The organism is Sinomonas sp. (genome assembly GCF_036848755.1).
Taxonomy (GTDB): Bacteria; Actinomycetota; Actinomycetes; order Actinomycetales; family Micrococcaceae; genus Sinomonas.
Map to the genome: position 1 here is coordinate 67,907 of NZ_DAIUJO010000001.1, position 25,007 is coordinate 92,913.

The 25,007-nt window shown below is 68.1% G+C and carries 21 protein-coding genes; 13 read left to right on the top strand and 8 right to left on the bottom strand.

Annotated features, from left to right (window positions below):
• The 5 genes from V7053_RS00320 to V7053_RS00340 all read left to right on the top strand — a co-directional run.
• On the top strand, positions 1-919 hold a 919-nt coding region (locus V7053_RS00320), incomplete at its 5' end, for a glycosyltransferase family 2 protein (RefSeq protein WP_443022467.1).
• 471 nt (positions 920-1,390) lie between these two features.
• Entirely contained in the window at positions 1,391-2,029 is a 639-nt protein-coding gene (locus tag V7053_RS00325; protein ID WP_334170260.1) for a DUF6328 family protein, read from the top strand.
• Between the two features lie 20 nt (positions 2,030-2,049).
• Entirely contained in the window at positions 2,050-3,549 is a 1,500-nt protein-coding gene (locus tag V7053_RS00330; RefSeq protein ID WP_334170261.1) for an aminotransferase class I/II-fold pyridoxal phosphate-dependent enzyme, read from the top strand.
• Positions 3,550-3,652: 103 nt separating this feature from the next.
• Positions 3,653-4,447: an ANTAR domain-containing protein gene (locus V7053_RS00335; RefSeq protein ID WP_334170262.1), complete on the top strand. Its 795-nt coding sequence runs from the start codon at positions 3,653-3,655 to the stop codon at positions 4,445-4,447.
• A 172-nt stretch (positions 4,448-4,619) separates the two neighbouring features.
• Positions 4,620-4,976 carry an SPW repeat protein gene (locus V7053_RS00340; protein WP_334170263.1) on the top strand — a complete coding sequence of 119 codons (357 nt, stop codon included), beginning with the start codon at positions 4,620-4,622 and terminating at the stop codon, positions 4,974-4,976.
• A 68-nt stretch (positions 4,977-5,044) separates the two neighbouring features.
• Here the strand turns inward: V7053_RS00340 and V7053_RS00345 are convergent, their stop codons facing one another.
• Positions 5,045-6,982 (bottom strand): amylosucrase, encoded by a 1,938-nt coding sequence (locus V7053_RS00345; RefSeq protein ID WP_334170264.1) that lies wholly within the window; start codon positions 6,980-6,982, stop codon positions 5,045-5,047.
• 241 nt (positions 6,983-7,223) lie between these two features.
• Between V7053_RS00345 and V7053_RS00350 the strand changes: the two genes are divergently transcribed.
• The 3 genes from V7053_RS00350 (at position 7,224) to V7053_RS00360 (ending at position 11,042) form a co-directional block, all read left to right on the top strand.
• Positions 7,224-9,476: an LGFP repeat-containing protein gene (locus V7053_RS00350; protein WP_334170265.1), complete on the top strand. Its 2,253-nt coding sequence runs from the start codon at positions 7,224-7,226 to the stop codon at positions 9,474-9,476.
• Positions 9,477-9,565: 89 nt separating this feature from the next.
• On the top strand, positions 9,566-9,769 hold the full coding sequence (locus tag V7053_RS00355; RefSeq protein WP_043123986.1) for a cold-shock protein: 204 nt from the start codon (positions 9,566-9,568) through the stop codon (positions 9,767-9,769).
• Positions 9,770-9,935: 166 nt separating this feature from the next.
• Complete coding sequence (locus V7053_RS00360; RefSeq protein WP_334170282.1) at positions 9,936-11,042, top strand: fatty acid desaturase family protein; 1,107 nt, start codon at positions 9,936-9,938, stop codon at positions 11,040-11,042.
• On the opposite strand, the gene V7053_RS00365 is transcribed toward V7053_RS00360, so the two are convergent.
• Positions 11,017-11,295 carry a hypothetical protein gene (locus V7053_RS00365; RefSeq protein ID WP_334170266.1) on the bottom strand — a complete coding sequence of 93 codons (279 nt, stop codon included), beginning with the start codon at positions 11,293-11,295 and terminating at the stop codon, positions 11,017-11,019. The two genes, V7053_RS00360 and V7053_RS00365, sit on opposite strands and share 26 nt — an antisense overlap.
• Before the next feature lie 58 nt (positions 11,296-11,353).
• On the opposite strand from V7053_RS00365, the gene V7053_RS00370 reads away from it, so the two are divergent.
• Positions 11,354-12,487 (top strand): glutathione-independent formaldehyde dehydrogenase, encoded by a 1,134-nt coding sequence (locus V7053_RS00370; protein WP_334170267.1) that lies wholly within the window; start codon positions 11,354-11,356, stop codon positions 12,485-12,487.
• 7 nt (positions 12,488-12,494) lie between these two features.
• On the opposite strand, the gene V7053_RS00375 is transcribed toward V7053_RS00370, so the two are convergent.
• Positions 12,495-13,535: an NAD(P)-dependent alcohol dehydrogenase gene (locus tag V7053_RS00375; RefSeq protein ID WP_334170268.1), complete on the bottom strand. Its 1,041-nt coding sequence runs from the start codon at positions 13,533-13,535 to the stop codon at positions 12,495-12,497.
• A gap of 233 nt (positions 13,536-13,768) precedes the next feature.
• Here V7053_RS00375 and V7053_RS00380 point away from each other — a divergent pair, with 233 nt between their 5' ends.
• The gene (locus tag V7053_RS00380; protein WP_334170269.1) at positions 13,769-15,208 is read left to right on the top strand and encodes an MFS transporter; all 1,440 of its coding nucleotides are present in this window, start codon (positions 13,769-13,771) and stop codon (positions 15,206-15,208) included.
• A 26-nt stretch (positions 15,209-15,234) separates the two neighbouring features.
• Here the strand turns inward: V7053_RS00380 and V7053_RS00385 are convergent, their stop codons facing one another.
• From V7053_RS00385 to V7053_RS00405, 5 genes are all read right to left on the bottom strand, one after another.
• Complete coding sequence (locus tag V7053_RS00385; protein WP_334170270.1) at positions 15,235-16,038, bottom strand: IclR family transcriptional regulator; 804 nt, start codon at positions 16,036-16,038, stop codon at positions 15,235-15,237.
• Positions 16,039-16,124: 86 nt separating this feature from the next.
• Entirely contained in the window at positions 16,125-17,381 is a 1,257-nt protein-coding gene (locus V7053_RS00390; protein WP_334170271.1) for a M24 family metallopeptidase, read from the bottom strand.
• A 75-nt stretch (positions 17,382-17,456) separates the two neighbouring features.
• Positions 17,457-18,800, bottom strand: coding sequence for an MFS transporter (locus V7053_RS00395; RefSeq protein WP_334170272.1), 1,344 nt, complete (start codon positions 18,798-18,800; stop codon positions 17,457-17,459).
• A gap of 76 nt (positions 18,801-18,876) precedes the next feature.
• Complete coding sequence (locus tag V7053_RS00400; RefSeq protein WP_334170273.1) at positions 18,877-19,692, bottom strand: creatininase; 816 nt, start codon at positions 19,690-19,692, stop codon at positions 18,877-18,879.
• Positions 19,693-19,707: 15 nt separating this feature from the next.
• Positions 19,708-21,270 carry a purine-cytosine permease family protein gene (locus V7053_RS00405; RefSeq protein ID WP_334170274.1) on the bottom strand — a complete coding sequence of 521 codons (1,563 nt, stop codon included), beginning with the start codon at positions 21,268-21,270 and terminating at the stop codon, positions 19,708-19,710.
• 183 nt (positions 21,271-21,453) lie between these two features.
• Between V7053_RS00405 and V7053_RS00410 the strand changes: the two genes are divergently transcribed.
• From V7053_RS00410 to V7053_RS00420, 3 genes are read left to right on the top strand one after another with little or no spacing between them, the layout of a single operon-like run.
• Complete coding sequence (locus V7053_RS00410) at positions 21,454-22,962, top strand: PucR family transcriptional regulator (protein WP_334170275.1); 1,509 nt, start codon at positions 21,454-21,456, stop codon at positions 22,960-22,962.
• Positions 22,963-22,970: 8 nt separating this feature from the next.
• Positions 22,971-23,429 carry a DUF2087 domain-containing protein gene (locus V7053_RS00415; protein WP_334170276.1) on the top strand — a complete coding sequence of 153 codons (459 nt, stop codon included), beginning with the start codon at positions 22,971-22,973 and terminating at the stop codon, positions 23,427-23,429.
• Positions 23,430-23,488: 59 nt separating this feature from the next.
• On the top strand, positions 23,489-24,481 hold the full coding sequence (locus V7053_RS00420) for a helix-turn-helix transcriptional regulator (RefSeq protein WP_334170277.1): 993 nt from the start codon (positions 23,489-23,491) through the stop codon (positions 24,479-24,481).
• Positions 24,482-25,007: the final 526 nt, after the last annotated feature.

A 25,007-nucleotide genomic window follows, 5' to 3' on the forward strand; every position in this document is an offset into this window, starting at 1 on the left:
GGTCGAATACCGGCGGGGAGCTCTCGTGACGGCGCGGGGTCCGGAGGCGTGGGGGGAGCGGCCGCGTGGCCTGAGGGCCGGAACGCCCGAGCTCGAGGTCCTGGTCCCGACGCGCAACCGGCCGGCCGAGCTCGCGACGACGCTCGCGGGCCTCGCGGCCCAGACCGAGGATGACTTCGGGGTGATCGTGAGCGACCAGAGCGACGGCGACGCGAGCTGGGAACACCCGGCCGCGCAGGCCATGCTCCGGGTCCTCGAGGCGCAGGGGCGTCCGGTCGCCGCCTACCGGCATGAGCCGCGCCGGGGCCTTGCCGAGCACCGGCAGTTCCTCCTCGACCGGTCAGCCGCGCCGCGCGTCCTCTTCCTTGACGACGACGTCTGGCTCGCCCCCGGCGGCGTGCGCACGCTCCGCGAGGCCCTCGACACGACGGGCGCGGGCTTCGTCGGTATGGCCGTCCAGGGCCTCTCGTATCTCGAGGACGAGCGCGACCGCGAGCTCGAGCCCTTCGAGCCGTGGGTGGGACCTGTCGAGCCCGAGCGGCTCGGACGCAACGAGCCGGGGTTCAGACGGTGGACCCTGCACAACGCCGCCAATCCGGCCCATCTGGCCGGCCGCTCCCTCCGAGAGGGGCGTCTGCGACCCGGCGGCTGGCTCGCCTACCGCGTCGCCTGGGTCGGTGGTTGCGCGCTGTTCCGGCGGGACGCGCTCGTCGAGTGCGGCGGCTTCGGATTCTGGCGCGACCTGCCGCCCTCCCATGTCGGCGAGGATGTTGCGGCCCAGTGGCGGGTCATGGAGCGCTACGGCGGGGCCGGGGTCCTGCCGTCGTACGCGGTGCACCTCGAGAGCCCGACGACGGTCCCCCACCGCGACGCCGAGGCCACGGAGCTGTTGGGCGAAGCGGATCACGCGGTCCGCTGAGGACTGCTCCGCCGCGTACCGCGTGGGGGGAGCTCATCGCCTTCATCTCGCAGTAGACCAATCCCGGTCGACGGCGTCAGCATGGTGTAACGCCCCTCGAATCGGGGAAGAACCCAGTGTCCGAGTAACCGAGACGCCGTGAGGAGGACCATGTCTGCAGTGCCGACTGTGACGTCCGAGACCACGCTTCCACCGGAGGAACGCCCCGAACCGTCGCCTGACCCGGTTCCCGGATTGCCTCCGCAGCAGCCGGAACCCGGCCGCGGACCTGACGGACCACCGGATCCCAACCAGCCGTTCCCGGGACCGGGCGGACCCCCGGATCCGTTCGGCCCGGGTGGCCCGTCCATACCGGGTGGCCCGTCCATACCGGACGACTGAGAGGAATCGAACCGGACCGTCGGCGGCAAGCCGCCGGCGGTCCCCTCGATCCCCTCGGATCCAGCAGGGAAGGAGTGGCCGAGTTCATCGATGTCATCCGACACCACTGATCTGGACGGAGAGAGCCGCGGTCAGCGGCCCGGGGTACGGTACGCCCTGTACCACCGCCACGAGACGTATGCGGAGAAGCTCGACCGCAACTGGGCGGAGATTCTGCAGGAGCTCCGCATCCTCCAGACCGGTCTCCAGCTGATCGCCGGCTTCCTCTTGACGCTCCCGTTCCAGAATCGGTTCTCGGTGCTGGATTCCTACGAGAAGACCCTCTATCTCGCGCTCGTCCTCATCGCGGGGACGGCGCTGTCCGTCGTGCTCATGCCGCTCGCAGTCCACCGGAGGCTGTTCCGCCGCCAGGTGAAGAACCGGCTGGTGGCCAACGGCGCGTGGGCGGCGAAGGTAGGCCTTGGGCTTGCCGCCCTCCTCATCGTGGGCACGGCCGCTCTCATCTTCGACGTTGTTCTGGGCAGATGGCAGTCGTGGATCGTGGCGGGTGCCCTCGCCGCGCTGTGCGCCGTGATGTTCCTTGCCGTGCCCGCCGTCGTCCTCCGCACTCCCGAACCTGCGCTCCTGCCCGAGCCGGAGGAAGCCTCCCATGGGCCCGACCAGCCCTCTCCGGGCGAGCCGGAGGGCGACGTGATCGTGGAGGCGGAGGAGGAACCGGAGCATGACTGAGACCTCAGGAAGGGAGTCGAATGGACCAGAGCGAAGCGCCCCTGCTCTCCGCACTCGAGGACTACAAGAACTCGGATCACTACGGCTTCACGCCCCCGGGGCACCGCCAGGGTCGCGGTGTGGATGAGAAGACGCTCCAGACGATCGGGGCGGAGGCGTTCCGCTCTGACGTTCTGATGACGGGCGGCCTCGACGACCGCAAATCGTCCCGGGGCATTCTGAAGCACGCCGAGGCGCTCATGGCGGAGGCTGTGGGCGCAGAGCAGGCCTTCTTCTCGACGTGCGGCAGCTCCCTCTCCGTCAAGGCAGCGATGCTCGCGGTTGCGGGGGGCAAGGGGCAGCTGCTCGTGGCGCGGGATGTGCACAAGTCCGTGGTGGCCGGCCTCGTGTTCGCGGGCCTCATGCCGCGGTGGGTCTCGCCGACGTGGGATCGCGAGCGGCACATCGCGCACCCCCCGTCGCCCGAAGCGGTCGACGAGGGATTCGCTCGCTACCCGCGCGCTGCGGGCTGCCTCATCGTGAGTCCGACGCCGTACGGCACGTCGGCGGACATCGCCGGGATCGCGGAGGTCTGCCACCGCCACGGCAAGCCGCTCATCGTCGACGAGGCATGGGGAGCACATCTTCCGTTCCACGAGGACCTGCCGCAGTGGGCGATGGCGGCGGGTGCCGACGTGTGCGTGGTGAGCGTGCACAAGATGGGGGCGGGCTTCGAGCAGGGCTCCGTCTTCCATCTGCAGGGCGATCTCGTGGACAGCCACCGGCTGGCATCGTGCGCCGACCTCCTCGGGACCACGAGCACCAACGTGCTGATCCTCGCCGCGATCGATGGCTGGCGGCGCCACATGGTCGCCGAAGGGCACCGCGTGCTGGGCGACGCGCTCGACGTCGCCCGCAGGCTCCGCCGCGAGATCGACGCAATGCCCGGCTTCCACGTCCTCGAGGACGAGCTGCTCGGGGCCGAGTCCGCGCATGGCCTCGACCGGCTCCAAGTCCTCATGGACGTCTCGGGTCTCGACGTGAGCGGCTACGACGCGGGCGACTGGCTGCGTGAGCACGAGGGCCTCGACCTGAGCCTCTTCGACCACAGTCGCCTTCAGGCCGCGCTGTCGCTCGCGGACACCCAGGCGACGGCGGAGCGCCTCCTGGCGTCCCTCGGCCGCCTCGCCGAGGCGGCGCCGACGCTCCCGCGGCCCAAGCCGGTCGACTTCCCGACGCCCGAGGAATTGGAGCTCGAACCGGCGATGCCGCCGCGCGAGGCGTTCTTCGCCGAGTCCGAACTCGTCGACGCGAAGGATGCCGTGGGTCGGATCGCGGCCGAACAGCTCACGCCCTACCCGCCGGGGATCCCCGTCGTCGTGCCCGGGGAGAACATCAACGAGGCCGTCGTCGACTATCTCAGCAGCGGCGTCGAGGCGGGCATGGTCGTTCCGGGCGCCCAGGATCCCTCGCTGAAGAAGATCCGCGTCGTCGCGCACACGCGCCTCCCCTGGGCGGACCAGCGGGCCCCGCGCAGCTGAAGCGCAACGACGCGACCAGCCCCACCTCCAACCATCCCCACCCGCAACCTCCACCCGTCTATACCCGTGCTTAGGATGCGCTTTTTTCGGGTACCCCCCCAACATGGAGTCAACGAGCCCTACGAACCGCCGGCAGCCCGGGGCGGAGGCTCGGAACGACGATCCCGAACTGGAGTACTCGGAACTGCACCGGCTGCTGCTCGAGCACCGAAGGTTGGAGGACGTCGCCCAAGGGCTTGCCCGCTGGGTGTCCGAGTCCCTCGCCGAGCACTCGATCGCGTGCGGCATCGCGGTGCAGCGGCCCCGTCGTCCGATCCTCGTCGCGGCCAGCGACAAGTCAGCGGAGCGAACCATGAACGCGTGGCTTGCCCGCGAATCGAGCCCCCTCCGCTCCGTGCTCGCCGAGTCGGTCTCCGTCATCGCCCCCGAGTCCGAGAGCCGGCGCGCGCCCCTGCGGCATGCGACGGAGATGGCGAATCCCGCCGAAGCCCACAGGAGGCCGATCGCCGACCAGCTCCTGATGGCGCTCCCGGTCGCGCTCGACGACGAGGGCTCGGGCGCCCTCGTGCTCCTCGGCTCGCAGGAAGGGGTCGACGCCCACGGGCTGCTCGGCGCCGTCGGCCACTGCCGGCCTGGGGTCTCGTGGGTTCTGCGGCTCGCCGCGCGCTATGCGCACCAGCAGGAGCTCGCCGAGCACCGCGCGGCCGCCATGAAGAACCGCACGGTCATCGACATAGCCATCGGCGTGATCGTGGGCCAGAACCGTTGCTCGCCCGAGGAAGGGTTCGAGATCCTCAAGCGGGCCAGCAACGCACGGAACGAGAAGCTGGCGGACGTGGCCCGTGGCGTCGTCGCCAGCGTGACTGCCTCGGAGGTCGAGACGAAGTTCGATTCCTGAGCGAAAATGATGCCCAGTCCGTTACCGTATGTGCCCTTTACAGCATGGGTCGAAGCGTCGTGTACTGGAAGAGGCCAGCGGCTTCGGGCGCCGGCGCGAAAGCACCGACCACCACCACTGACCGGCTCCTCGGGAGGCCGGGGGGCGGAATGTTGTTGGGAGGAGTATCCAAATGAAGAAGTGGACTCGCTGGGAGGACTACGTGGCCGGGGTCTGCGGACTCTATGCCGCGCTTGCGGTCTTCTGGACCGCACAGGGTGGCGCCTCGATGTCCCTCATGCTCATCTTCGGCATCCTGTTGATCGTGTCGTCGGTGGTGAACCTGTCCATGCCAGGCACTCCGTGGCTCGAGTATGCACAGTGCGCCTTCGGAGTCCTGCTGTTCCTCTCCCCGTGGATCGGTTCGTACTCCGACCACACGGGCGCGGCGTGGACTTCCTGGATCGCAGGGATCATCGCGGCGGGTGTCACAGCCGCGGCGATCAAGCCGGCCATCGACACCCATCACCGGATGATGCCCTCGCACTAGGAAATTAGGTCCGCCCAATCCGGCCGCGACGCCTCTGGCGCCGCGGCCGTCCTCTGCCCGGCGGCAGGTCATTCCGATCGTTCGGCCAGCCAGACGAACTCGTGCGGCGCGAGCGTGATCCCCTCTGCGAGCGGAATTCTCCGCCCCGTCACGAGGTCGACGGCGTCCGGGGCCAGGCCGGAGAGCGTCGCCCGAGCGACGTGCTGCGGCGCGTCGTCGAAGTTCGCGAGGACGACGACGGTCCCGGCCGTCTGGGCGCGCGCCGGCTCTGCGCCGTCGTCCGGACGCTGGTAGCCGAGGACGTGGGGATTGTGCGTCTGGAAGTCGACGAGCCGATTGCCCGCGAACTGGGGCGTCCGGCGACGCACCGCGAGCATCTGCCGGATTCCCGCGTAGACGGCGCCTTCCGGCGTCGAGGGATCATCCCGGTGCTTGTACCGCTCGGCGGGGAAGTGCGGGCGATGGACCCAGCGACTGTCTGCCTCGTGGCCTGCCTCCCGGCCGTACGAGTAGTCGTTGAGCTGCCCCACCTCGTCGCCTAGGTAGAGGAGCGGGATCCCGCCCGTGCTGATGGCGATCGAGTGGACGAGCAGGATGCGGCGCACAGCCTCCGGCGAGCCGTCCTCGAGGCCGCACAGGGAGGCGGTCGTGCCGGAGATCCGGCAGTCGCCTGTGCGGGGGTTGTCCTGGAAGGCGACCCCTCGGGCGAAGCTCCCGGGGAAGCGGTTCACGTAGAACGCGTTGAGGAAGCGTCGGTGGTCGAAGCCGTTGATGCCGAGTTCGGCGGCGTCCTCGTCGGCGAAGGTCCAGCCGATGTCGTCGTGGCTGCGCACGTAGTTGACCCAGGCCGTTCCCTGGGGAAGGTTGTGGCGCCTCTCGAGCGCCTGCGCGAGGAGCCGGGCGTCGCGCGTCGCGAGGGCCTCCCATGTGAGGGCCATCTCGAGTGGGTTGTACGAGAGCTGGCACTCGGCGGGATCGATGTACTGGACCACCTCGTCCGGATGGACGATCGCCTCCGACTTGAACAGGAGCGACGGCGCGGCGAGCCGGCACACGGCGTTGAAGGCCCGGAGGAGCTCGTGGGCCTCGGGGAGGCTCTCGCACACCGTCCCGAGCTGCTTCCAGATGAAGGCCACCGCGTCCATGCGCAGGATCTCGACGCCTTGGTTTGCGAGGAACAGCATCTCGCCCGCCATCGCGCGGAAGACGGCCGGGTTCGAGTAGTTGAGGTCCCACTGGAACGTGTGGAACGTGGCCCACACCCAGCGCCCGTCGGGAAGCTGCACGAAGGAACCGGGGTGGTCGTCGGGGAAGATTTCCCGGACGGTCCGCTCGTAGGCGTCGGGCATCGTGCGGTCGGGGAAGATCCAGTAGTAGTCCTCGAACTCCGGTTCGCCCGCGGCGGCGCGCTTGGCCCACTCGTGCTCATTGGAGGTGTGGTTGAAGATGAAATCGACCACGAGGCTGATCCCGTGCTCCCGCAGCTGTGCGGCGACGTCCCGGAGGTCCTGCATGGTCCCCAGCCTGGGGTTCACCTCTCGGTAGCTCGAGACGGCGTAGCCCCCGTCCGAATTGGGTTCGGGCGCGAGGAACAGCGGCATGAGGTGCAGGTACGTGAGGCCGAGCTCGTCGAAATACGGGATGCGCTCGCGGAGGCCGTCGAGGTTCTGGGCGTATCGGTCCACGTAGCAGACGCCCCCGAGCATCTCGCGCGACTGGAACCAGTCCGGCTCCGATTCCCGCCGGCCGTCGAGTGCCTTGAGCTCGGCCGGGCGGCGCTCCCACGACTTCGCGCATTCGACGACGAGCGCTGTGAGGTGGTCGAGCCAGTCGGCGCGAGAGCCGTAGAGCGAGCGGAAGAGCCGCTCGAGGTCGGGGAAGTGGAGTTCGAAACGGCGTCCGAACTCCTCCAGGTCGGAGCCGGTCCGGCCGAGGTCCGGGTCGCGGTCCAGCGCCGCGAGGACGTGCTTCCGGGTCTCCTGATCGACGCTCGCAATATCCCGCACGTGGCCCCTTCCGCAGCGTGGCGTTCCCGGCTCCCCTGAGCCGTGACACATACGTTAGTGCTGGGTGCCGGGGTGAGGGAGTGGTTGACCCGGATAGTCTCGGAGCATGACCCCCTGCGGAAGGGGGTTTCTTTGGCCTGTCATATACCAGTAATATTGGCGCGGAATGCGCCAAGGGGAGAGGACCGGCATGGCCAAGCGGGCACACTGCGCTCAGAGGAGCCGCGTACATCGAGGTCGCGTGGGGGTCGCCTCGGCCGTCGCCGCCGTCGTTCTCGCCGCCGCACCGGCGACGTCGGCCCTTGCTTCTCCGGGTGCTGCCCCCGCGGGCATCCCAGCGCCTGCCGCCGTCCAGCCGGCGCTCTCGTATCCGCAGCGCACGGCGCAGATCGCGGTCACGATCGTCACGGTGAAGACCACAGACCAGCCGAACGCGACCTACGACGCGACCGCGCTCAACAACTCCTTCCAGTCCGCCAACAGCTATTGGCAGACCGTCTCTGCGGGCCACATCACGCTCAGCCTCGCCCGCACGGTGCAGGGCATGTCGATCAACGTCCCCTCGACCGCCGACTTCTCGACGATCACGAACACGGTCGCCACCAACCTCGGCTGGTCGGATGCGCCCGACAAGGTGCTCATGGTCATGATCCCGAATGCCAACGTGTCGGTGAGCGGGGTCTCCGGTGCCCTCGGCGTGACGTGGCAGATGGACAACGAGAGCGGCCGGATCGTCCTCGCCCAGCAGTCGAGCTTCACGGGTCCGGTCATGAGCCATGAACTCGGGCACGTCCAGGGCCTCGGCCACTCGAACACGCTGCAGTGCACCGACGGCGCGATGGACTCCCAGATCGTCGGCACGGGGTTCGCCGACCCGGCGTGCTCGTCGCGCGAATACGGTGACAACAACAGCATCATGGGCATCTCGCAGTACAACTGGCCCTACCTCGACTCGGTGCTGTTCCAGTTCGGCGGCTTCGGCAACGGCAACGAGATCCAGGACACGGGGACGGCAGGAGCGGCGAAGACGTACACGCTCACCCCGTGGGCTGGGACGGGCGCGGCCCGGGCGATCAAGTTCACCGACCCGTCGACGGGCGAGGTGTACTACCTCCAGTACAAGGCGCCGGTGGGCTACGACGCTCCGACGGCGACGAGCGGCAATCAGGGGATCCAGATCCTCAAGACGGACATCGACCCGACGGAGTCGCTGCTCATTCCCCCGAGCACCGTGCCCTACGGCGGCTACTATTCCTACAGCCTCTCGTGGCAGCCGGGCCAGACGTTCACGACGGACGGCGGCACGCAGGTGACCGTCAATTCGGTCTCCTCGTCCTCCGCGACCGTCACGGTCACGGCGATGGCCGCCATCATCGGCCCGCAGATGGATGCGAAGGCGTCGGCGTACGGCCTCGGCTCCGCGACGGGCGCGATCACCCCGATCCGGAACGGCGGCTACTACCGCAACTACCAGTACGGCGCGGTGATCTGGACCCCAGCGCACGGGGCGATGGCATCGAACGGCGCGATCCGCTCGGAGTGGTCGGCCCTCGGCTTCGAGAACGGGGTGCTCGGGTACCCGACGACAGACCCCATCGGCGGACTCAAGGACGGTGGCGTCTACCAGAACTTCGAGGGCGGGGCCATCGTGTGGACCCCCGCAACGGGCGTCCACGAATCCCTCGGCGTGATCCGCCAGCTCTGGCAGCAGCTCGGCTTCGAGAGCGGCGAGATGGGCTACCCCATGAGCGAGGTGATCGGCGGCCTGCGCAACGGCGGCTCGTACCAGAACTACCAGAGCGGCGCGATCGTCTCTTCGCCGACTGCCGGGACCCACGAGTCGCTCGGGCCCATCCGGACCCGCTGGTCCCAGCTCGGCTTCGAGGGTGGCCTTCTCGGATATCCGACGACCGGCGTCGTCACCGGGCTCACGAACGGCGGCTCATACCAGAACTACGAGGGCGGGGCCATCATCTCCTCTCCGACGGCGGGGACCTATGAGTCGTACGGCTCGATCCGGCAGGAATGGCAGCAGTTGGGCTTCGAGACCGGGATCCTCGGATACCCGACCTCGCCCGTCGTCGGCGGCCTCACGAACGGCGGCTCCTACCAGAACTACCAGAACGGCGCGATCGTCTCGTCGCCGACGTCGGGCACCCACGAATCGTACGGCCCGATCCGGCAGGAGTGGTCAGCCACCGGTTTCGAGACCGGCGTCCTCGGATACCCGACGACCGAGGTCATCTCGGGACTCAAGAACGGCGGCACATACCAGAACTACGGGGGCGGGGCCATCATCTGGTCCTCGGCCACGGGTGCGCACGAGTCGTACGGGCCGATCCGTCAGGCCTGGCAGTCGACAGGCTTCGAGAGCGGGAAGCTCGGCTACCCGACGAGCGAGGTCTACGCGGTCGCCAACGGCGCGGCGCAGGACTTCCAGGGCGGCCGCATCGTCTCCAGCAACGGCAGCACGACGATTACCTATAACTCCTGATTTCCGTGTAGACTGATCAGAATGCCTTTCGGGCATTTCATGGCTGCTGGCTGTTCGGCAGCTGAATCAAACAGAAAGTAAGACTGACTATGGCCACTGGCACCGTCAAATGGTTCAACTCTGAGAAGGGCTTCGGCTTCATCGCCCCCGACGGCGGGGCGCCGGATGTGTTCGCGCACTACAGCGCGATCGTAGCCCAGGGCTTCCGCTCGCTCGAGGAGGGCCAGCAGGTCGAGTTCGACACCGAGCGTGGCCCCAAGGGTCCGCAGGCAACGAACATTCGCCCTCTCTGAGCGAATCGACTTGAGGGATCAATCGACATGAACGATTGATCGACGGAGCCGGCAGGCGGACCACCCCTTGGGGGCCGCCCGCCGGATCCCACCCCTATCGGGGTGACACACTGGCTAGCATCGGGGTAACCCGCTAGCCGAACCGAATCCACTGAATAGGTGCCTGATCGCCACAGTCTCAAGCCCCGCACTTCCTTCCTCTTCCGGTCGTCAGACCTATGCGGGCACGGAGACGTTTCCTCCGCTGACCAGGGCCTATCTCAATCTTTCCCAGACGATCCGCGAGTCGGGCCTTCTGCGGCGCGCACGCTGGTTCTATGTGATGGTCGGCGGAATCCTCTTGGTCGGCCTCGCCGCGTGCACCGCCGGTTCGTTCCTGCTCGGGCAGAGCTGGTTTCAGCTCCTCATCGCTGCCGCTCTCGGTGTCGTCTTCACGCAGGTGGCGTTCCTTGCGCATGAGGCCGGGCATCGTCAGATCCTCGCGGGCGGCCCCGCGAATGACGTGCTTGCCCGAGCCCTCGCCGTCGTGGCCGGGGTGAGCTTCTCGTGGTGGGATTCCAAGCACACGCGCCACCACGCCAACCCCAACCGGGTGGGCCGCGATCCTGACATCGAGATCGACACGGTCTCCTTCCTCGAGGCAGACGCGGCGAAGGCGACAGGGCTGAGGGCGCTCATCACCCGCCGTCAGGGATGGCTGTTCTTCCCCCTGCTGACGCTTGAGGGCATCAACCTGCACTACCTGAGCTTTCGGCATCTGTTCTCCCGCGGCCCGGTCAAGGCGCGCTGGACAGAGCTCGGGCTGCTGGCGCTGCGCTTCGGCCTGGTGTTGGTGCCGCTCTTCTGGCTGCTGCCGCTCGGAATGGGTTTCGCGTTCCTCGGGGTTCAGCTCGCGGTGTTCGGGCTCTACATGGGTGCGACCTTCGCCCCGAACCACAAGGGCATGCCGATCGTCGCGGCCGATGCCAAGCTGGACTTCTTCAGCAAGCAGGTCCGCACGTCGCGGAACATCTCCGGCGGCTGGTGGGCTACGTGGCTCATGGGGGGCCTGAATTATCAGGTGGAGCACCACCTGTTCCCGAGCATGCCTCGGCCGCACCTCGCGAAGGCCCGCAAGCTCGTCCGCGAGCAGTGCACCCGGCTGGGCGTCCCGTACACGGAGACCACGATATGGCGCTCCTACGGGATCGTGATCTCGTACCTGAACAGGGTCGGGCTCGCCGCCCGCGACCCCTTCGAGTGCCCCGTCAGCGCCCGTTTCCGGCGCGTCTGAGAGCTTCATCGAGTCGACCGCATTCCAGCGCGGTGCCGATGCTGTTCTCACACTCCGCCGGAACTTTGAGGACCACCGTGAGCCGCGGATCCACCCGCAGGGCCGCGGCGTTCTCCTTCTCCGCAACCAGAAGCGCGCCGTCGCCCGGTTCGATCACCGTGGCGAGGGCGTGGGAACCCTGGAAGAGGACGACGACGGCGTCCCCTGCCTTGAGCGTGTCAGCCCGGGTGACCCGGAGCGTGCGGGGAGCCATGGACGGAGTGTATCCGTCCAAGTAGGTTGCGCCCGGGAGGTGGGGGTAAGACCCGGCCATGAAAGCTGTCGTGTATCAGGGTCCCTTCAACGTCACGGTCGAAGAAGTCGAAGATCCTCGCATCGAGGAGCCGCTCGATGCGATCATCCGCATCACGACCTCGAACATCTGCGGTTCCGACCTTCACCCCTATGAAGGCAGGGCGGAGCTCGAGGCGGGCATGGTGATCGGCCACGAGAACATGGGCATCGTCGAGGAGGTCGGCCCCGGAGTCGACCGGATCAAAGTCGGCGACCGTGTGTCGGTGCCGTTCAATATCGCGTGCGGGACGTGTCGCAACTGCAACGACGGTTACACGTCCGCATGCCTCCGCGCCAACCCGACCGGCATGCCGGGAGCGGGCTACGGCTATCCCAAGATGGGCGGCTACTGGGGCGGCCAGGCCGAGCTCCTGCGGGTGCCGTGGGCGGACTTCAACCTGCTCAAGCTGCCCGAAGGCAAGGAGCACGAGAGCGACTTCACGCTGCTCTCGGACATCTTCCCGACCGGCTACCACGGCGCCGAACTCGCGGGCGTCAGCCCGGGTCACACGGCGGTCGTGTTCGGTGCGGGGCCGGTCGGCCTGCTGGCTGCCTACAGCTCCCTCATTCGCGGGGCTGCTCAAGTCTTCGTCGTCGACAAGGAGCCGGACCGGCTCGGCCTCGCAGAGCAGCTCGGCGCGAAGCCGATCAACTTCGCGAACGAGGACCCCACGGAGGTCGTCCTGGACGCCACCGGCGGGTTGGGCGCTGACTGCGGGATCGAGGCGGTGGGCTACCAGGCCCACGACGCGACCGGGCAGGAGCATCCGGAGATGGTGCTCGACAAGCTCGTCGAGGCAGTTCGCGCGACGGGGCACATCGGCGTCGTCGGCGTCTACATGCCCGAGGACCCGGGTGCGGCCAACGAACTGGCCAAACACGGCCGCATCGCGTTCGACTACGGAACCGCGTTCACCAAGGGGATCAGCATCGCGGGCGGCCAGTGCCCAGTGAAGAAGTACAACCGCTACCTCCGTGACCTCATCATCGCGGGCCGCGCCGAGCCCTCCCTCATCGTCTCGCACGAGGTAGGGCTCGACGAGGCACCGGATGCGTACGAGAAGTTCGACAAGCGGGTCGACGGCTACACGAAGGTGCTTCTGCACCCTTGAGCGTGGGCTACAGGGTGGAGGTGTCGATGACGAAGCGGTAGCGGACGTCGCTTCCGACGACGCGGTCCCAGGCCTCGTTGATCTTCTCCGCGGGGATGAGCTCGATCTCTGCGCCGAGTCCATGCTCGGCGCAGAAGTCGAGCATCTCCTGGGTCTGCCGGATGCCACCATTCTTCGTCCCGGCGAGGCGGCGGCGGAAGCCGACGAGGGATCCAGGGCCGAAGCTCATCGGGTTCTCGGGCAGGCCGGCCGCGACGAACGTGCCGTCCAGGGCCAGCAGGGACAGGTAGGCGTCGAGGTCCAGGTCCGAGGAGACGGTGCTGACGATCAGGTCGAAGCGGCCCCTGAGGTCCTCGAAGGTGCTCGCGTCCGAGCTGGCGTAGTAGTGGTCCGCGCCGAGCCGCGCCGCGTCGTCTTGCTTCTTGAGCGACTGGCTGATGACTGAGACCTCGGCGCCGAGCGCGTGGGCGATCTTGACCCCCATGTGCCCCAAGCCGCCCATCCCGACGATCGCGACCTGCTTGCCTGGCCCCGCCTCCCAGGTCTTCAGCGGGGAGTAGAGGGTGATTCCCGCACACAGCAGAGGCGCGGCGACATCGAGGCCGAGCGCGTCGGGGATCCGCAGGACGTAGTCCTCCTCGACCGTGATGTGCGTGCTGTATCCGCCGGCGGTGGGCTTCCCGTCACGGCCGATGGCGTTGTAGGTGCCGACCTCGCCCTCGAGGCAGTACTGCTCCTCCCCGGCTAGGCAGTTGACGCACTTCCGGCACGAATCGACGTAGCAGCCGACGCCGACCCGGTCGCCCACGGCGTACTTGCTGACCTCGGCGCCGACCGCCTCCACGACTCCGGCGATCTCGTGCCCCGTCACGATCGGGTAGGAGACCGCCCCCCATTCGCCGCGGGCGGTGTGGATGTCGGAGTGGCAGATCCCGGCGTACTTGATGGCGATCAGGACCTCGTGCGGCCCGGGCTCGCGCCGCTCGATCGTGGTCGGGACAAGGGGCTCGGTCGCGGACGGCGCCGCGTAGGCACGTGCTGTAGGCATGCATCCAACCTATGCAACGACGCCTGCACGTGTCAGGCAGCAGCCCACACCCTGCCTTTCCTAGGACTCGCAGACCCACCTTCCCAGAGCGGTGGATCTACAACGATGGGACTAATTCGGTGCCCACCGTGGTTCACGGTTTAGGACACAGGCCGTCCAGGACTCAGGCCGTCCGGGATTCAGGAGGCTGAGCCGTTCGCGCCGCTCACCCCTTACGGAAGAGAACGAGACACATGACGAAGACACACGCCGAGGGAGTGGGCTTCCGCTCCGAGCGTGGCCCCATCCTGATCGCCCTCATGCTCACGACCGCTCTGGTCGCGATCGACTCGACGATCGTCGCGACTGCGGTCCCGTCCATCGTCCGCGACGTCGGCGGGTTCTCGTCGTTCCCTTGGCTCTTCTCCGGGTATCTGCTCGCGCAGGCCGTCTCAGTGCCTGTCTACGCGAAGCTCTCCGATATGGTCGGCCGCAAGCCGATCGTCCTGGCGGGCATCGGGCTCTTCCTCCTCGGCTCGATCCTGTGCGGGATCGCCGTCAGCATGCCCGCCCTCATCGCATTCCGAGTCCTGCAGGGCCTCGGGGCCGGCGCTGTCCAGCCCATGGCGATCACTATCGCGGGGGACATCTACTCGCTCGCGGAGCGTGCGAAGGTCCAAGGCTATCTCGCGAGCGTATGGGCCATCTCGTCGGTCGTGGGGCCGACCCTCGGCGGCGTCTTCTCTTCGCTCGGCATCTGGCGCGGCATCTTCCTCATCAACGTCCCGCTGTGCGTCCTCGCCGGGTGGATGCTGATCCGCACGTTCCACGAGAACATCGAGCGCGCCCGGCATCGCATTGACTACGTCGGCTCCTCGCTCCTCACCGGGGCCATGACGCTCATCATCCTCGGTGCCCTCGAGGGCGGCCAGGCGTGGGACTGGAACTCGCCCGTCGGCATCGGCGTCTTCGTGGTCGGCGCGGCGCTGCTCGCCGTCTTCATTTTCGTCGAGCGGCGTGCCGCGGAGCCGGTCCTGCCCCTGTGGGTCGTGTCGCGGCGGCTCATCCTCACGACGACGCTCATCTCGTTCGGCGTGGGTGCGATCATCCTCGGGCTCACGTCCTACGTGCCCACGTTCCTCGAGGGATCCCTCTCGGTCTCGCCCGTGCTCGCGGGCCTGGCGCTCGCCGCCCTGACGATCGGCTGGCCGATCAGTGCGTCCCAGTCGGGCAGGCTCTATCTGCGGATCGGCTTCCGCAACACTGCCCTCATCGGGATCGCGATCTCGGTGGTCGGCGCCGCTGTCCTCGCGCTGACCGCGCATGCCCCGAACGTCTTGCTCGTCGCCGCGAGCTGCTTCGTGGTGGGCCTCGGGCTCGGCCTCGTCGCGACGCCTACCCTCATCGCGGCCCAGTCGAGCGTCGAATGGAACGAACGCGGCGTCGTGACCGGCACCAACATGTTCGCCCGCTCGATCGGGAGCGCGCTCGGCGTCGCGGTGTTCGGTGCGGTCGCCAACGCGATCTACGCGGCGACGCCGAACGGGAACACGAACCCCCACACCATCATCTCTGCGTCGGACGCGGTCTTCCTCGCGGTCTTGATCGGGACCCTGCTCACCGTTGTCGCCGTCGTCGGGATGCCTAGGGTAGGCCGGGAGGTTGCGGCGCCCGCGGAGCGCGCTGCAGCGTAGTTAGCCCGCGTAGTCAGGCAGCGCAGTCAGGGGCGGGGGGAGCGGTCCGCGGGAGCACCACCGAGCCGCCGCGTGACCTCGGCGGCCGTCTCGGCGCACGCCTTTCCCAGCTCAGCGACCTGCTCGGGCGAGATCCGGAACCGTGGGGCGGAAATGAGCACCGCGGCGACGACGTCGCCTCGGTGGTCATAGACCGGCGCGGCGACGCCGACTTCCTCCTCGGACGTCTCCCCATAGTTGACGGCGTAGCCCCGCTCGGACACCTCGGCGAGGCGTCGTTCGTACGCCGCGAGCTCGTCGTCGTCCGCCGTCCCGCTGGCGCCTTTCGCGAGCACCTCGCGCACGCGTTCGGGGGGTTCGGTCGCAAGGAAGACCTGGACGGAGGCCGAGAGCGTCGTCGCGTATCGGGTCCCGAGCGTGGTCGTGTGCTTGACCTGGTGCCGGCTCGGGATCTGCTCGACCGAAACTGCCTCGGTCCCGTTCCAGAGGAGGAGAGCAGTCGTCTCGCCCGTGCGCTCGGCGAGTTCGCGCAGCGCAGGGTAGGCCACGCGGCGCTCGTCGAGGTCAGCGAGGAGGGGCCCGGCGATGCCGATGATGCCGAGCCCGAGCCGGAAGCGGCGCGTCGGTTCATCCCGCTCGACGAGCCCCTCCGACTCGAGGAGCGCGAGGATCCGCGACACCGAGCTCTTGTGCAGGCCGACCCGCGCCGCGATGTCCGTGACGCCGAGCAAGGGTTCGTCCACGCTGAAGCAGCGCAGCACGGCCACGGCGTTCGAGATGGGGGAGGCGCCGCGGGTCTCCGCCTGGTCCCCGTTCCCGTTCTGAGTCATGAATTCCACCTTATGCGGCGGCGCGTCCCCGCTCGGCTGGTCAAGCCGCCCGTCGGATCCGATGAGAAATCAGATCCGACGGGTCGTCAGGCCTCGACGATGTTGTTCTCGGGCCCGAATCCGAACTTCGTGATGTTCTCGGCCCCGTCCTCGCCGACGACGAGGATGTCGTGCTCGCGGTAGCCGCCGGCGCCGGGCTGGCCCTCGGCGACCGTGATCATCGGCTCCATCGAGACGACCATGCCCGGCTCGAGCACTGTCTCGATGTCCTCGCGAAGCTCAAGGCCGGCCTCCCGCCCGTAGTAGTGCGAGAGGACGCCGAACGAGTGGCCGTAGCCGAACGTGCGGTTCGCCAGGAGCCCGTGGCCGATGTAGATCTCGTTGAGCTCGGCCGCGATGTCCTTGCAGACGGCGCCCGGCTTGATGAGCTCGAGGCCGCGGCGGTGCACCTCGACGTTGATTTCCCACAGCTCGAGCGAGCGCGCGTCGGGCTGGCCCAAGAACATCGTGCGCTCGAGGGCCGTGTAGTAGCCCGAGGTCATCGGGAAGCAGTTGAGCGAGAGGATGTCGCCCTTCTGCAGCTTCCGCGTGGTGGCCCAGTTGTGGGCGCCGTCGGTGTTGATGCCGGACTGGAACCACACCCACGTGTCGCGGATCTCGGAGTCGGGGAACGTCCGGGCGATCTCGTGGACCATCGCCTCGGTGCCGATGAGCGCGACCTCGTACTCGGAGATGCCCTCGCGGATGGCGGCCTTGATGGCCTCGCCGCCCAGGTCTCCGATGCGGGCTCCGTGCTTGATGACCTCGATCTCCTCGGCCGACTTGACCATGCGCTGCCGCATCGCGGCCTGCGAGACGTCGACGAGCGCAACTCCCGGGAAGGCCGCCGCGATGCGCTCCCGCTGGAGCTGCGGCACCGTGTCGTCCTCGATGCCGAGCCGCGCGGCGCTGATCCCGCGCTGGCGCAGGGCTTCCTGCAGCCCGAAGAAGTAGTTGTCGCGCCGCCAGTCCGTGTAGACGATGTTCTCGCCGTAGCTCCGGCGCCACGGCATGCCCGCGTCGATGTTGGCCGTCACCGTGACCTGGTCGTCCGGCGTCACGACGAGCGCGTACGAGCGTCCGAAGTAGGTGAAGAGGAAGTCGGAGTAGTACTTGATGCTCTGGTACGAGGTCAGGACGACGGCGTCCAGCTCCTTCTCGGCCATGATCTCCCGGAGCCCCGCAAGGCGGCGCTCGAACTCGGCGTCCGAGAACGTGAGCGGCTGCTTGGTCCCGTTGTGCAGGACCTTGAGGCGCTCGAGCTCGGCGACCGAGGTGACGGTGGGGGTCGTGTCGATGGACATGTGTCTCCTTATATAAGGGGTTGTGATTCAAGGGGATTGTGGTGATGGTTCGGAAGGAAGTGACAGGGCCAGCGGCTACTGTGCGAGCGGCTTGCGCGACGTCTCCTTCGCGCAGAGCACGGCGACGAGCGAGATGAGCGCGGCGGCCACGAGATACCAGGCGGGGGCCAGCTTTGTGTGCAGGACCCCGATGAGGAGCGTGGCGACGAACGGGGCGGTCCCGCCGAACAGCGCGTTCGCGAGGTTGAAGCTCACCGCGAAGCCCGAGTAGCGGATCCGGGTGGGGAAGAGCTCGGCGAGGAAGCTCGGCAGCGTGCCGTCGTTGAGCGTGAGCATGCCGCCGAGGAAGATCTCGACGAGCAGGATCACCGCGAAGTTGCCCGCGTCGAGGAGCATGAAGGCGGGAACCGTCAGCAGGGCGAACAGCACGGACGCCGTGATGAGGACCCGCTTCCTGCCGAAGCGGTCGGACGCGAGGCCGGTGAGGAAGATGAACCCGATGTACGTCACGAGCGCGATGGTCGTCGCAACGAAGGACTCCGTGGCCCCGAACCCGAGTTCCGTCGACAGGTACGTGGGCATGTAGGAGAGGATCACGTAGAAGCCGACGGCGTTGAGCAGCACCGCGCCGACCGCGAGCACGAGCGAGGCCCAGTGCCGCGTGAACATGTCCTTGACCGGAGCGTGGTCGAGCTTGTCGTCGTGGGCGAGTTCGCGGAACACCGGAGTGTCCTCGAGCTTCGTCCGGATGTACCGCCCGATGAGCCCCATGGGTGCCGCGAGGAGGAACGGGAGGCGCCAGCCCCAGTCGGCCATCTGCTGGGCGCTCAGAACGACCGAGAGCACGGCCGCGAGCAGAGAGCCGAGCAGGAGGCCGGCTGCCGTCGAAGCAGGGACGACGGCGGCGTACATGCCGCGGCGGTGGGCAGGGGCGTACTCGACGAGGAACGCCGAGGCTCCCGCGTATTCGCCCGCCGCAGAGAAGCCCTGGACGACGCGGATGACGAGGAGGATGATCGGCGCGCCGACGCCGATGAGGCTGTACGACGGGATGAGCGCGATGCAGAACGTGGCACCGCTCATGATCAGGATCGAGATCGACAGGGCCGTGCGGCGGCCGAGCCGGTCGCCGACGTGGCCCCACACGAATCCTCCGAGGGGCCGGACGAAGAACGAGATCGCGAACACCGCGAAGGTCGCGAGGAGCGCGGTCTGCCTGTCCGAGTCGGGGAAGAACGCGGCGGCGATCGTCGAGGCGAGGTAGCCGTAGACGGCGTAGTCGAACCACTCGACGAAGTTGCCGATGAAGCTGCCCCAGAGAACGCGGCGGCGGGCGTCTTTGCCGAGGCCGGGGTTGGGCGAGCTCTGGCTTCCGGGTGAGACGCGGGGTGCTGCCAGAGGAGAGTCGTCAGTGCTCATGGGAACCACCAGGGGGAATTGGGGTTGCTATAGATGCAACGCGGTTGCATCAGGATACGAGTGCTCTAGATCACGGTCAAGCGTTGATCTCACTGAACGCAACGTCGTTGCATCTGATGCTGCCCGCAAAGGCGTCCTCGACCGCCTCCGTGAGGGCCGCCGTCGTCCGTTCCAGCAGCAGGCGCCCGGCTCCGGCTGACGCCCGCGCGGCGGAGGAGAGGCAGCCGGATGCCGGCGTGAGCTCCGGTCGGACGGGCAGCACGTCGTAGCGAGGCAACTCCGCCGGCGGGAGATCCATGATGCGGCCAAGGTCAACGAGCTCGGGGTGGAGGTGGAGCATGAGCGAGGTCTCGAGTACCCCTCCATGCTCGACCTCCCACCCGGGGAAGCTGCCCGCGTAGACCTCATCGAGGGTGGGCTCGTCCACGAAGTCCCAGTAGGAGACGAGCATCGCCTCGAGGCCCGTACCGCGGGAGGCGAGCTCCGTCGTCGCCAGCTCGACTCCCTCGTAGAGGAACTGATAGTTCTCGAAGTGGCCGTTAAGGAAGACGACCCGCTCGGCACCGTGCCTCGCGAACTCATGGGTGAGGGAGCGGGCGATGGCGATCATCGTGGTCGCATCAAGGCTCGTCGTACCGCCGAGGTGGTTGCCGCCGCCCGAGCGCTGCTGCGACTTGTACCCGTACACGATCGGGGCGGCGACCAGTGCCCCGACGGCCTCCGCGAGCCGGCCGCTCACGGCGCGGGCCAGCAGGACGTCCGTCGTGAGCGGGAGGTGTGGGCCGTGCTGCTCGACGGACCCGACGGGAACGATGACGAGCCGGCTGCCGGTGGCGAGGCGCTCGCGGTAAGTGAAGGCGTCGAGGTCTTCCATGAACACGCTGGCGGTCATGATCTCTCCTCTGGGTTAGGCCGCTGGGGCGGGATCGACGACGGCGGGCTCCTCGCCAGCGTCCTCGGCCGGGCGCTCGACGCACGCGTCGTGGTGGGCGAGGTACTCCTCGTCCGTCAGGCCGGCCTTGATCCCGAGCGGGACCCCATGGGCAATCCGGTTGCGGAAGCGCGGGTAGCCGAGGGCGAAGTACACAATGCCGGAGGTCAGCGTGCCTGCGAGCCACGAGAGGTCGACTCCGCCCATGGCGACGGCGATCGGGCCCTGGAAGATCGGGAGCGTGCCGTACATGAACATCCACGTCATGACGAGCCCTGCGACGAACGCGATGAGCGCGGAAGCGTTCACGGCCTTGAGCCGGGTGTCCCGGGGGTTCAGGAACAGGTACGTGTAGTCGCGGTGCTTGCGCTCGAAGACGAAGTAGTGGACCGCCATGATTCCGCCCCACGTCGCGACCCACGCGACAATCGTGCCGAGCCAGTTGTCCAGGAGGGTTGCGAAGTCCTGGGCGAAGAGGAAGAGGATCACCGCGGCCATCGACAGGATCCCGACGACGATCGAGAGCTTCTTGCGGGAGATCCGGATGTCCAGAGCCTGGGTGGCGACGCCGAACGTGTACAGGTTGATGATGTTGGTCGCGATCGGGCCGTGGATGACGAGGAGGATGACCGGGACCGCGAGGGCTCCGAAGCTCTTGACGACGAGTTCACCGGGGTCGGCCGTTCCGTTCATCGTTGCGAGGCTCGCGCCGAGGAGGCCGAGCCACACGACCGGCAGGAACTGCCCGAGCACCGACGTGAGGTAGAGCTTCGACTTGGGGATGCGCGTCGAGACGAAGCGGGAGTAGTCGGGGGCGTAGGTGAACCAGCCGATGCCCCAACCGATGCCGATCACGGTCATGATGCCTGACATGGCCGCGATGCGTGCGGCCCCCGTCAGAATCGCCCCGGGCTGCCCCTGGTAGCCCCAGTCGATGTGGAGCTGGGTCCACGCGATGATCGACATGGCTACGAGGACCAGAAGGGTGGGCGGCATGGTGATGCGCTCGAACTTCGCGATGGCGCCGTAGCCGCGGTAGCAGATGGCGACCTGGACGCTCATGATGATGGCGGCGACCGCGATCCGCCAGACCAGGTTCTGCTGGTTCGGGTCAACCCAGCCGATCTGGGCGAACAGGGCCATCACGAGGTCGAGGATGACCCACGTGTTGACGGCGGACCAGCCAACGGCGACGATCGCCTGGATGACGGCCGGGAGATAGGCGCCGCGCCGGCCGAACGCGCCGCGGGCGAGCAGCATGCCCGTCGCGCCGGTCTTCTGCCCGAGGAGGACGAAGAAGCCGAATCCGACCATGCCGATCACGTTGCCGACGACGAGCACTGTCATCGTGTCGGCGAGGCCGAGCCCGAGCTGGATCCCCAGCGCGCCGAGGATCCAGTTGATCGGAGCCACGTTGGCGCCGGCCCAGATCCAGAACTGCCCTGAGACCTTGGTGGTGCGGGCTGATTCGGGAACGGGTTGGAGGACATCTTCGACGGAGTGCGTCGCGTCTTCTGAACGTTGCGTCCGAAGGCTCATGGTGAGTCCACTTTCTTGATGGAGTTCTCTGGGGGCGGGCCGGCTTGAATTCAAGGTTAGGGTCGGCAAGCCGACCCATGTAGACTCGTTGTGTCGCCCATTCTGACTTGTACAGGTGACGAATTGTCGCCTTGGTGAGATTCATGCAACATCCTGGGCTCGAAGGCTTCGAAAGGACCCGCGATGTCTGTGCCCCTCGAGGAAGTCCTCACGAGCGAGGCGCTCCTCCCCGGCCATCCTGTGGTGGTCGCCGGGCAGGACGAAGTGCCCCGGCGTTCAGTCCGCTGGGTCCACTCGAGCGAAGTGGTCCAGATTGCCTCCCTGCTGAGGGGCGGCGAACTCCTGCTGTCCGGCGGACAGGGCTTCCTCGCGCTCCGCCAAGGGGCGCAGATGGACTATGTCCGAAGCCTTGCCGAGCGAGGCGTCGCGTGCGTCGCGATCGAGACGGTCAGCGGCCGGGAGATCCCCTCCGACGTGCTGGCGGCCGCGGACGAGCTGGGTCTCCCTCTCGTGGAACTGCGCAGAGTGGTGCCCTTCGTCGAAGTGGCGGAGTGGGTCAACCGGCGCATCGTGTCGCGGCAGGTCGAGGCCCTCCAGCTGGCAGACGGGCTCTCGCAACGCATCGCCGAGCAGATGGCGGCGGGCGGCACCGCGCTCGCACCCCTTCTCGAGTTGACGGCGCGGGCGCTGGGAGTCTCCGCAGCCGTGGTCGACATTCGCGGGGTCGTCCTGGAGTCATCGGAGGTGGACGGCGTGGATGCGGACGCGCCTCCCGTGAGCGTGGGCCTCAGCGTGGGGGGCATCGACATGGCCACGCTCGAACTCCGCGTAACCCCGGGGAGCGATCGAACTCTCATCGAGACGGTCGCGCAGCGGATCCGTGGCGTCGTCGCCCTCGCCCTCTCCCAACGGCACCGCCCCAGCCTCGCCCGCATGGCCGACGATGCGCTGCTGCGCATGATCATCGCCGGCGGTGGAGGCGATCAGCTCTTCGAGCTCGCGGAGGCGGCAGGGGTGCGCGCAGATGTACCCCTTGCTGCCGCCCTGTTCCGTTCCAGGGACACCGCGCGAGCGGCGGCGGACGCCGAGCGGGCCCTCCGCGCCCGGGGTACGAGCGTGCGGCTGCACGCCGACGACGACGCCCTCGTGGTCGCCCTCATCTCGTTCGGGCAGTCCGGGCATGTCGCTGCGCGGAAGGAACTGCTGGAGGGGCTGCGCGAGGCGATCGCGGGGACTGGGACGATCGGTGCGCTCGGCCCCACCGCCTCGACGGTCAAGGGAGCGTCCTGGTCGCTTGCCGAGGCGCGGACCACGCTGCGTCTCGGTCGCGCGTCGAAATGGGAGCACGCGGTCTACGACAGCTCGGATTTCGTCGTCGAACGTTTCGCAGAGCGGGAGCTTCCGCGTCAGGCCGTCGACATGTTCATCGAGGAAACGCTGGGGCCGCTGCTCGAGCTCGAGCGCCGGCGCGGCGGCGAGCTCGTTCGCAGCCTCGACGTCTGGATCACCGCGGGCTGCAACACGGCCGACGCCGCGCGCATCCTCTTCCTCGAGCGGCAGAGCCTGCACAAGCGGCTGGCGCGGATCTTCGACGCGCTCGGCGGCGACCCGCGCGGCACCGGGCGACTCGGCGCGCTCGCCTTCGCCGTCAAGCTCGCCCGGGGGAATGCGCAGCTGCGCGAAGGGAGTTGAATGGTCCCATGCAGCCACAGCTCATCCAGTTCCTGGCCGCTCTCGCCAACGGGCGGTCGCGGGCTCGCTTTGCTGAGATTGCGCAGGGAGGGCACGACGGCGTCCCTCCAGACGAGCGCCAGGACCGCCTTCTCAGCGCGGCCGGGGTGCTCACGAAGCACCCAGACGGGCGGGTAGCGGTCGACGACGGCGCCCTCCACGCGCTGCTCGCCGAGGCCCGGGCCGCTCTGCCCGAGAAGCCCACTGGAAAGCTCGAGCAGCTTCCGCGCCAGCACCGACTGAGGCTCGAGGTGCTGCGAACGCTGGGAGCGGAGCTCTTGGGCGCGGATGAGGAGATCGGCGAGGGCGAGTTCAACGCGAGGCTCGCCGAGCGTGTCGACGACGTACCGGGGGTGCGGCGCGCGCTCGTGGATGAGGGCGTCGTCGACCGAAAGCGGGACGGAAGTGGGTATTGGCGAGCTTCCTAGGACTGTGAGACCTACCTTCCCCGTGGAAGGCGCGCCCGGGTGGGGCCAGAATGGAACCTATGGGTCAAAGCGCTGAGTTCGGTCGGTTCCTCAAAGCCATGCGGTCACGGCTCACGCCGGAGCAGGTCGGGATACCAGCCACGGCAGGCGGGCGACGCGTGCCCGGGCTGCGCCGCGAGGAGATCGCGTTGCTGGCCGATGTCAGCACGGACTACTACACCCGGCTTGAGCAAGGACGGAACATCCACCCGTCGCGGGCCGTGCTCGATTCCGTGGCCCGCGCGCTCCGCTTGGACGGGGCCGAGCGCGCCCACATGATGGACCTGCTCGAGAACTGCGCGAAGTCGCAGCGGGCTCCGCTGCCTGCCCAAGGTGTCCGACCCGCGCTCCGCCAGCTTCTGGACGCCGTCGGCGCGGTGCCCGCGCTGGTCCTGGGCCGCCGAACCGATGTTCTCGCAGGGAACCGTCTAGCGTTCCTGCTGCTTGCGGACTTCCCCAGCATGCCCGTGCACGAGCGCAACCTCACTCGCTGGATCATCCTGGACCCCCGCGCCCGCGAACTCTTCTCCGACTGGGCGGCGGTCGCGGCCGAGGCGACGGGTGCCTTGCGCGTCGACATCGGCCGCCACCCGAGCGACCCGCAGGCCAATCAGCTGGTCGGCGAGCTGGCAGTGCAGAGCGAGCAGTTCCGGCAGTGGTGGGCTGGGCATCGTGTCGTCACAGAGCATGCCGGTACAGTGCGTCTGCGCCATCCCGTCGTGGGCGAGCTGGAACTGAACTTCGAGGATCTCGCATTGCGCGACGACCCCGACCAGACCTTGCGGCTGTTCTCCGCGAAGCCGGGGTCGCCGTCGGCTGATTCCCTCGCGCTGCTTGGCAGCTACGGCGCCGAAGACGTGTTCAGCCTGCCCCCGTCGTCGACGGGGGCAGCGTCTGGCGCGTCGACGGCATCAGCTGCCGCGTCGTCGGCTCCGGCGTCTAGCGCAGACCCGGCTCAAGCGACCACGCTAGGCGATGAAGGGCATTCGCGAGCCCGCCGCGGACTTTCCTGAGCCTCCTGCTGCGACGAGTTCTGACACGCTGAGTTCGGCTGTCGTCGACGATCGGTGCGTTCGGTAGCGCGCTCCGGCTTTCGGGGTTGTCGAAGCCGATGAGTGCGAAGGCCATCAGGGCCGTGTGTTCCATGTTCCTCTTCTTGATCTCGCTTGTGCCCTCTTGCTGGACACGGTGCCCTCACGGGCGGCGTTGGGTGGGCGCGCGGGCGCGACTAGCTGCACGCTCGGCGTGGGTGGGTGCCGGGCAGTGGCGGTGAGTCGACTGGCACTCGTCGGGCGACGGTCTCTCGGTCCGCCCGCCCCGGTGCGGTACACATACAACGCTACTTGAAGCTGACACGTCACTGGTCGTATGAGGCGAGCCCTGCGCTTCCTAGGAGTGGGAGGCCTAGGTTGCGCGGTCGGGAGGGGCAGCTCGGGCACGCGCGCTGAGCGCCTCTCGCCTCTGCCCTTCCGGTGGCGCTTATTTTGTCGGGCCCCCTGCGTAGGCTCGGGTCAGAGCTTGGAGGAACGGGATTCCTCG

What these genes read in the sequence shown, in the direction of transcription:
- V7053_RS00325 (WP_334170260.1), top strand. Translation starts at nt 1,391, where the DNA reads ATGTCATCCGACACCACTGATCTGGACGGAGAGAGCCGCGGTCAGCGG.
- V7053_RS00330 (WP_334170261.1), top strand. Translation starts at nt 2,050, where the DNA reads ATGGACCAGAGCGAAGCGCCCCTGCTCTCCGCACTCGAGGACTACAAG.
- V7053_RS00335 (WP_334170262.1), top strand. Translation starts at nt 3,653, where the DNA reads ATGGAGTCAACGAGCCCTACGAACCGCCGGCAGCCCGGGGCGGAGGCT.
- V7053_RS00340 (WP_334170263.1), top strand. Translation starts at nt 4,620, where the DNA reads ATGAAGAAGTGGACTCGCTGGGAGGACTACGTGGCCGGGGTCTGCGGA.
- V7053_RS00355 (WP_043123986.1), top strand. Translation starts at nt 9,566, where the DNA reads ATGGCCACTGGCACCGTCAAATGGTTCAACTCTGAGAAGGGCTTCGGC.
- V7053_RS00365 (WP_334170266.1), bottom strand. Translation starts at nt 11,295, where the DNA reads ATGGCTCCCCGCACGCTCCGGGTCACCCGGGCTGACACGCTCAAGGCA.
- V7053_RS00370 (WP_334170267.1), top strand. Translation starts at nt 11,354, where the DNA reads ATGAAAGCTGTCGTGTATCAGGGTCCCTTCAACGTCACGGTCGAAGAA.
- V7053_RS00375 (WP_334170268.1), bottom strand. Translation starts at nt 13,535, where the DNA reads ATGCCTACAGCACGTGCCTACGCGGCGCCGTCCGCGACCGAGCCCCTT.
- V7053_RS00380 (WP_334170269.1), top strand. Translation starts at nt 13,769, where the DNA reads ATGACGAAGACACACGCCGAGGGAGTGGGCTTCCGCTCCGAGCGTGGC.
- V7053_RS00385 (WP_334170270.1), bottom strand. Translation starts at nt 16,038, where the DNA reads ATGACTCAGAACGGGAACGGGGACCAGGCGGAGACCCGCGGCGCCTCC.
- V7053_RS00390 (WP_334170271.1), bottom strand. Translation starts at nt 17,381, where the DNA reads ATGTCCATCGACACGACCCCCACCGTCACCTCGGTCGCCGAGCTCGAG.
- V7053_RS00395 (WP_334170272.1), bottom strand. Translation starts at nt 18,800, where the DNA reads ATGAGCACTGACGACTCTCCTCTGGCAGCACCCCGCGTCTCACCCGGA.
- V7053_RS00400 (WP_334170273.1), bottom strand. Translation starts at nt 19,692, where the DNA reads ATGACCGCCAGCGTGTTCATGGAAGACCTCGACGCCTTCACTTACCGC.
- V7053_RS00405 (WP_334170274.1), bottom strand. Translation starts at nt 21,270, where the DNA reads ATGAGCCTTCGGACGCAACGTTCAGAAGACGCGACGCACTCCGTCGAA.
- V7053_RS00410 (WP_334170275.1), top strand. Translation starts at nt 21,454, where the DNA reads ATGTCTGTGCCCCTCGAGGAAGTCCTCACGAGCGAGGCGCTCCTCCCC.
- V7053_RS00415 (WP_334170276.1), top strand. Translation starts at nt 22,971, where the DNA reads ATGCAGCCACAGCTCATCCAGTTCCTGGCCGCTCTCGCCAACGGGCGG.
- V7053_RS00420 (WP_334170277.1), top strand. Translation starts at nt 23,489, where the DNA reads ATGGGTCAAAGCGCTGAGTTCGGTCGGTTCCTCAAAGCCATGCGGTCA.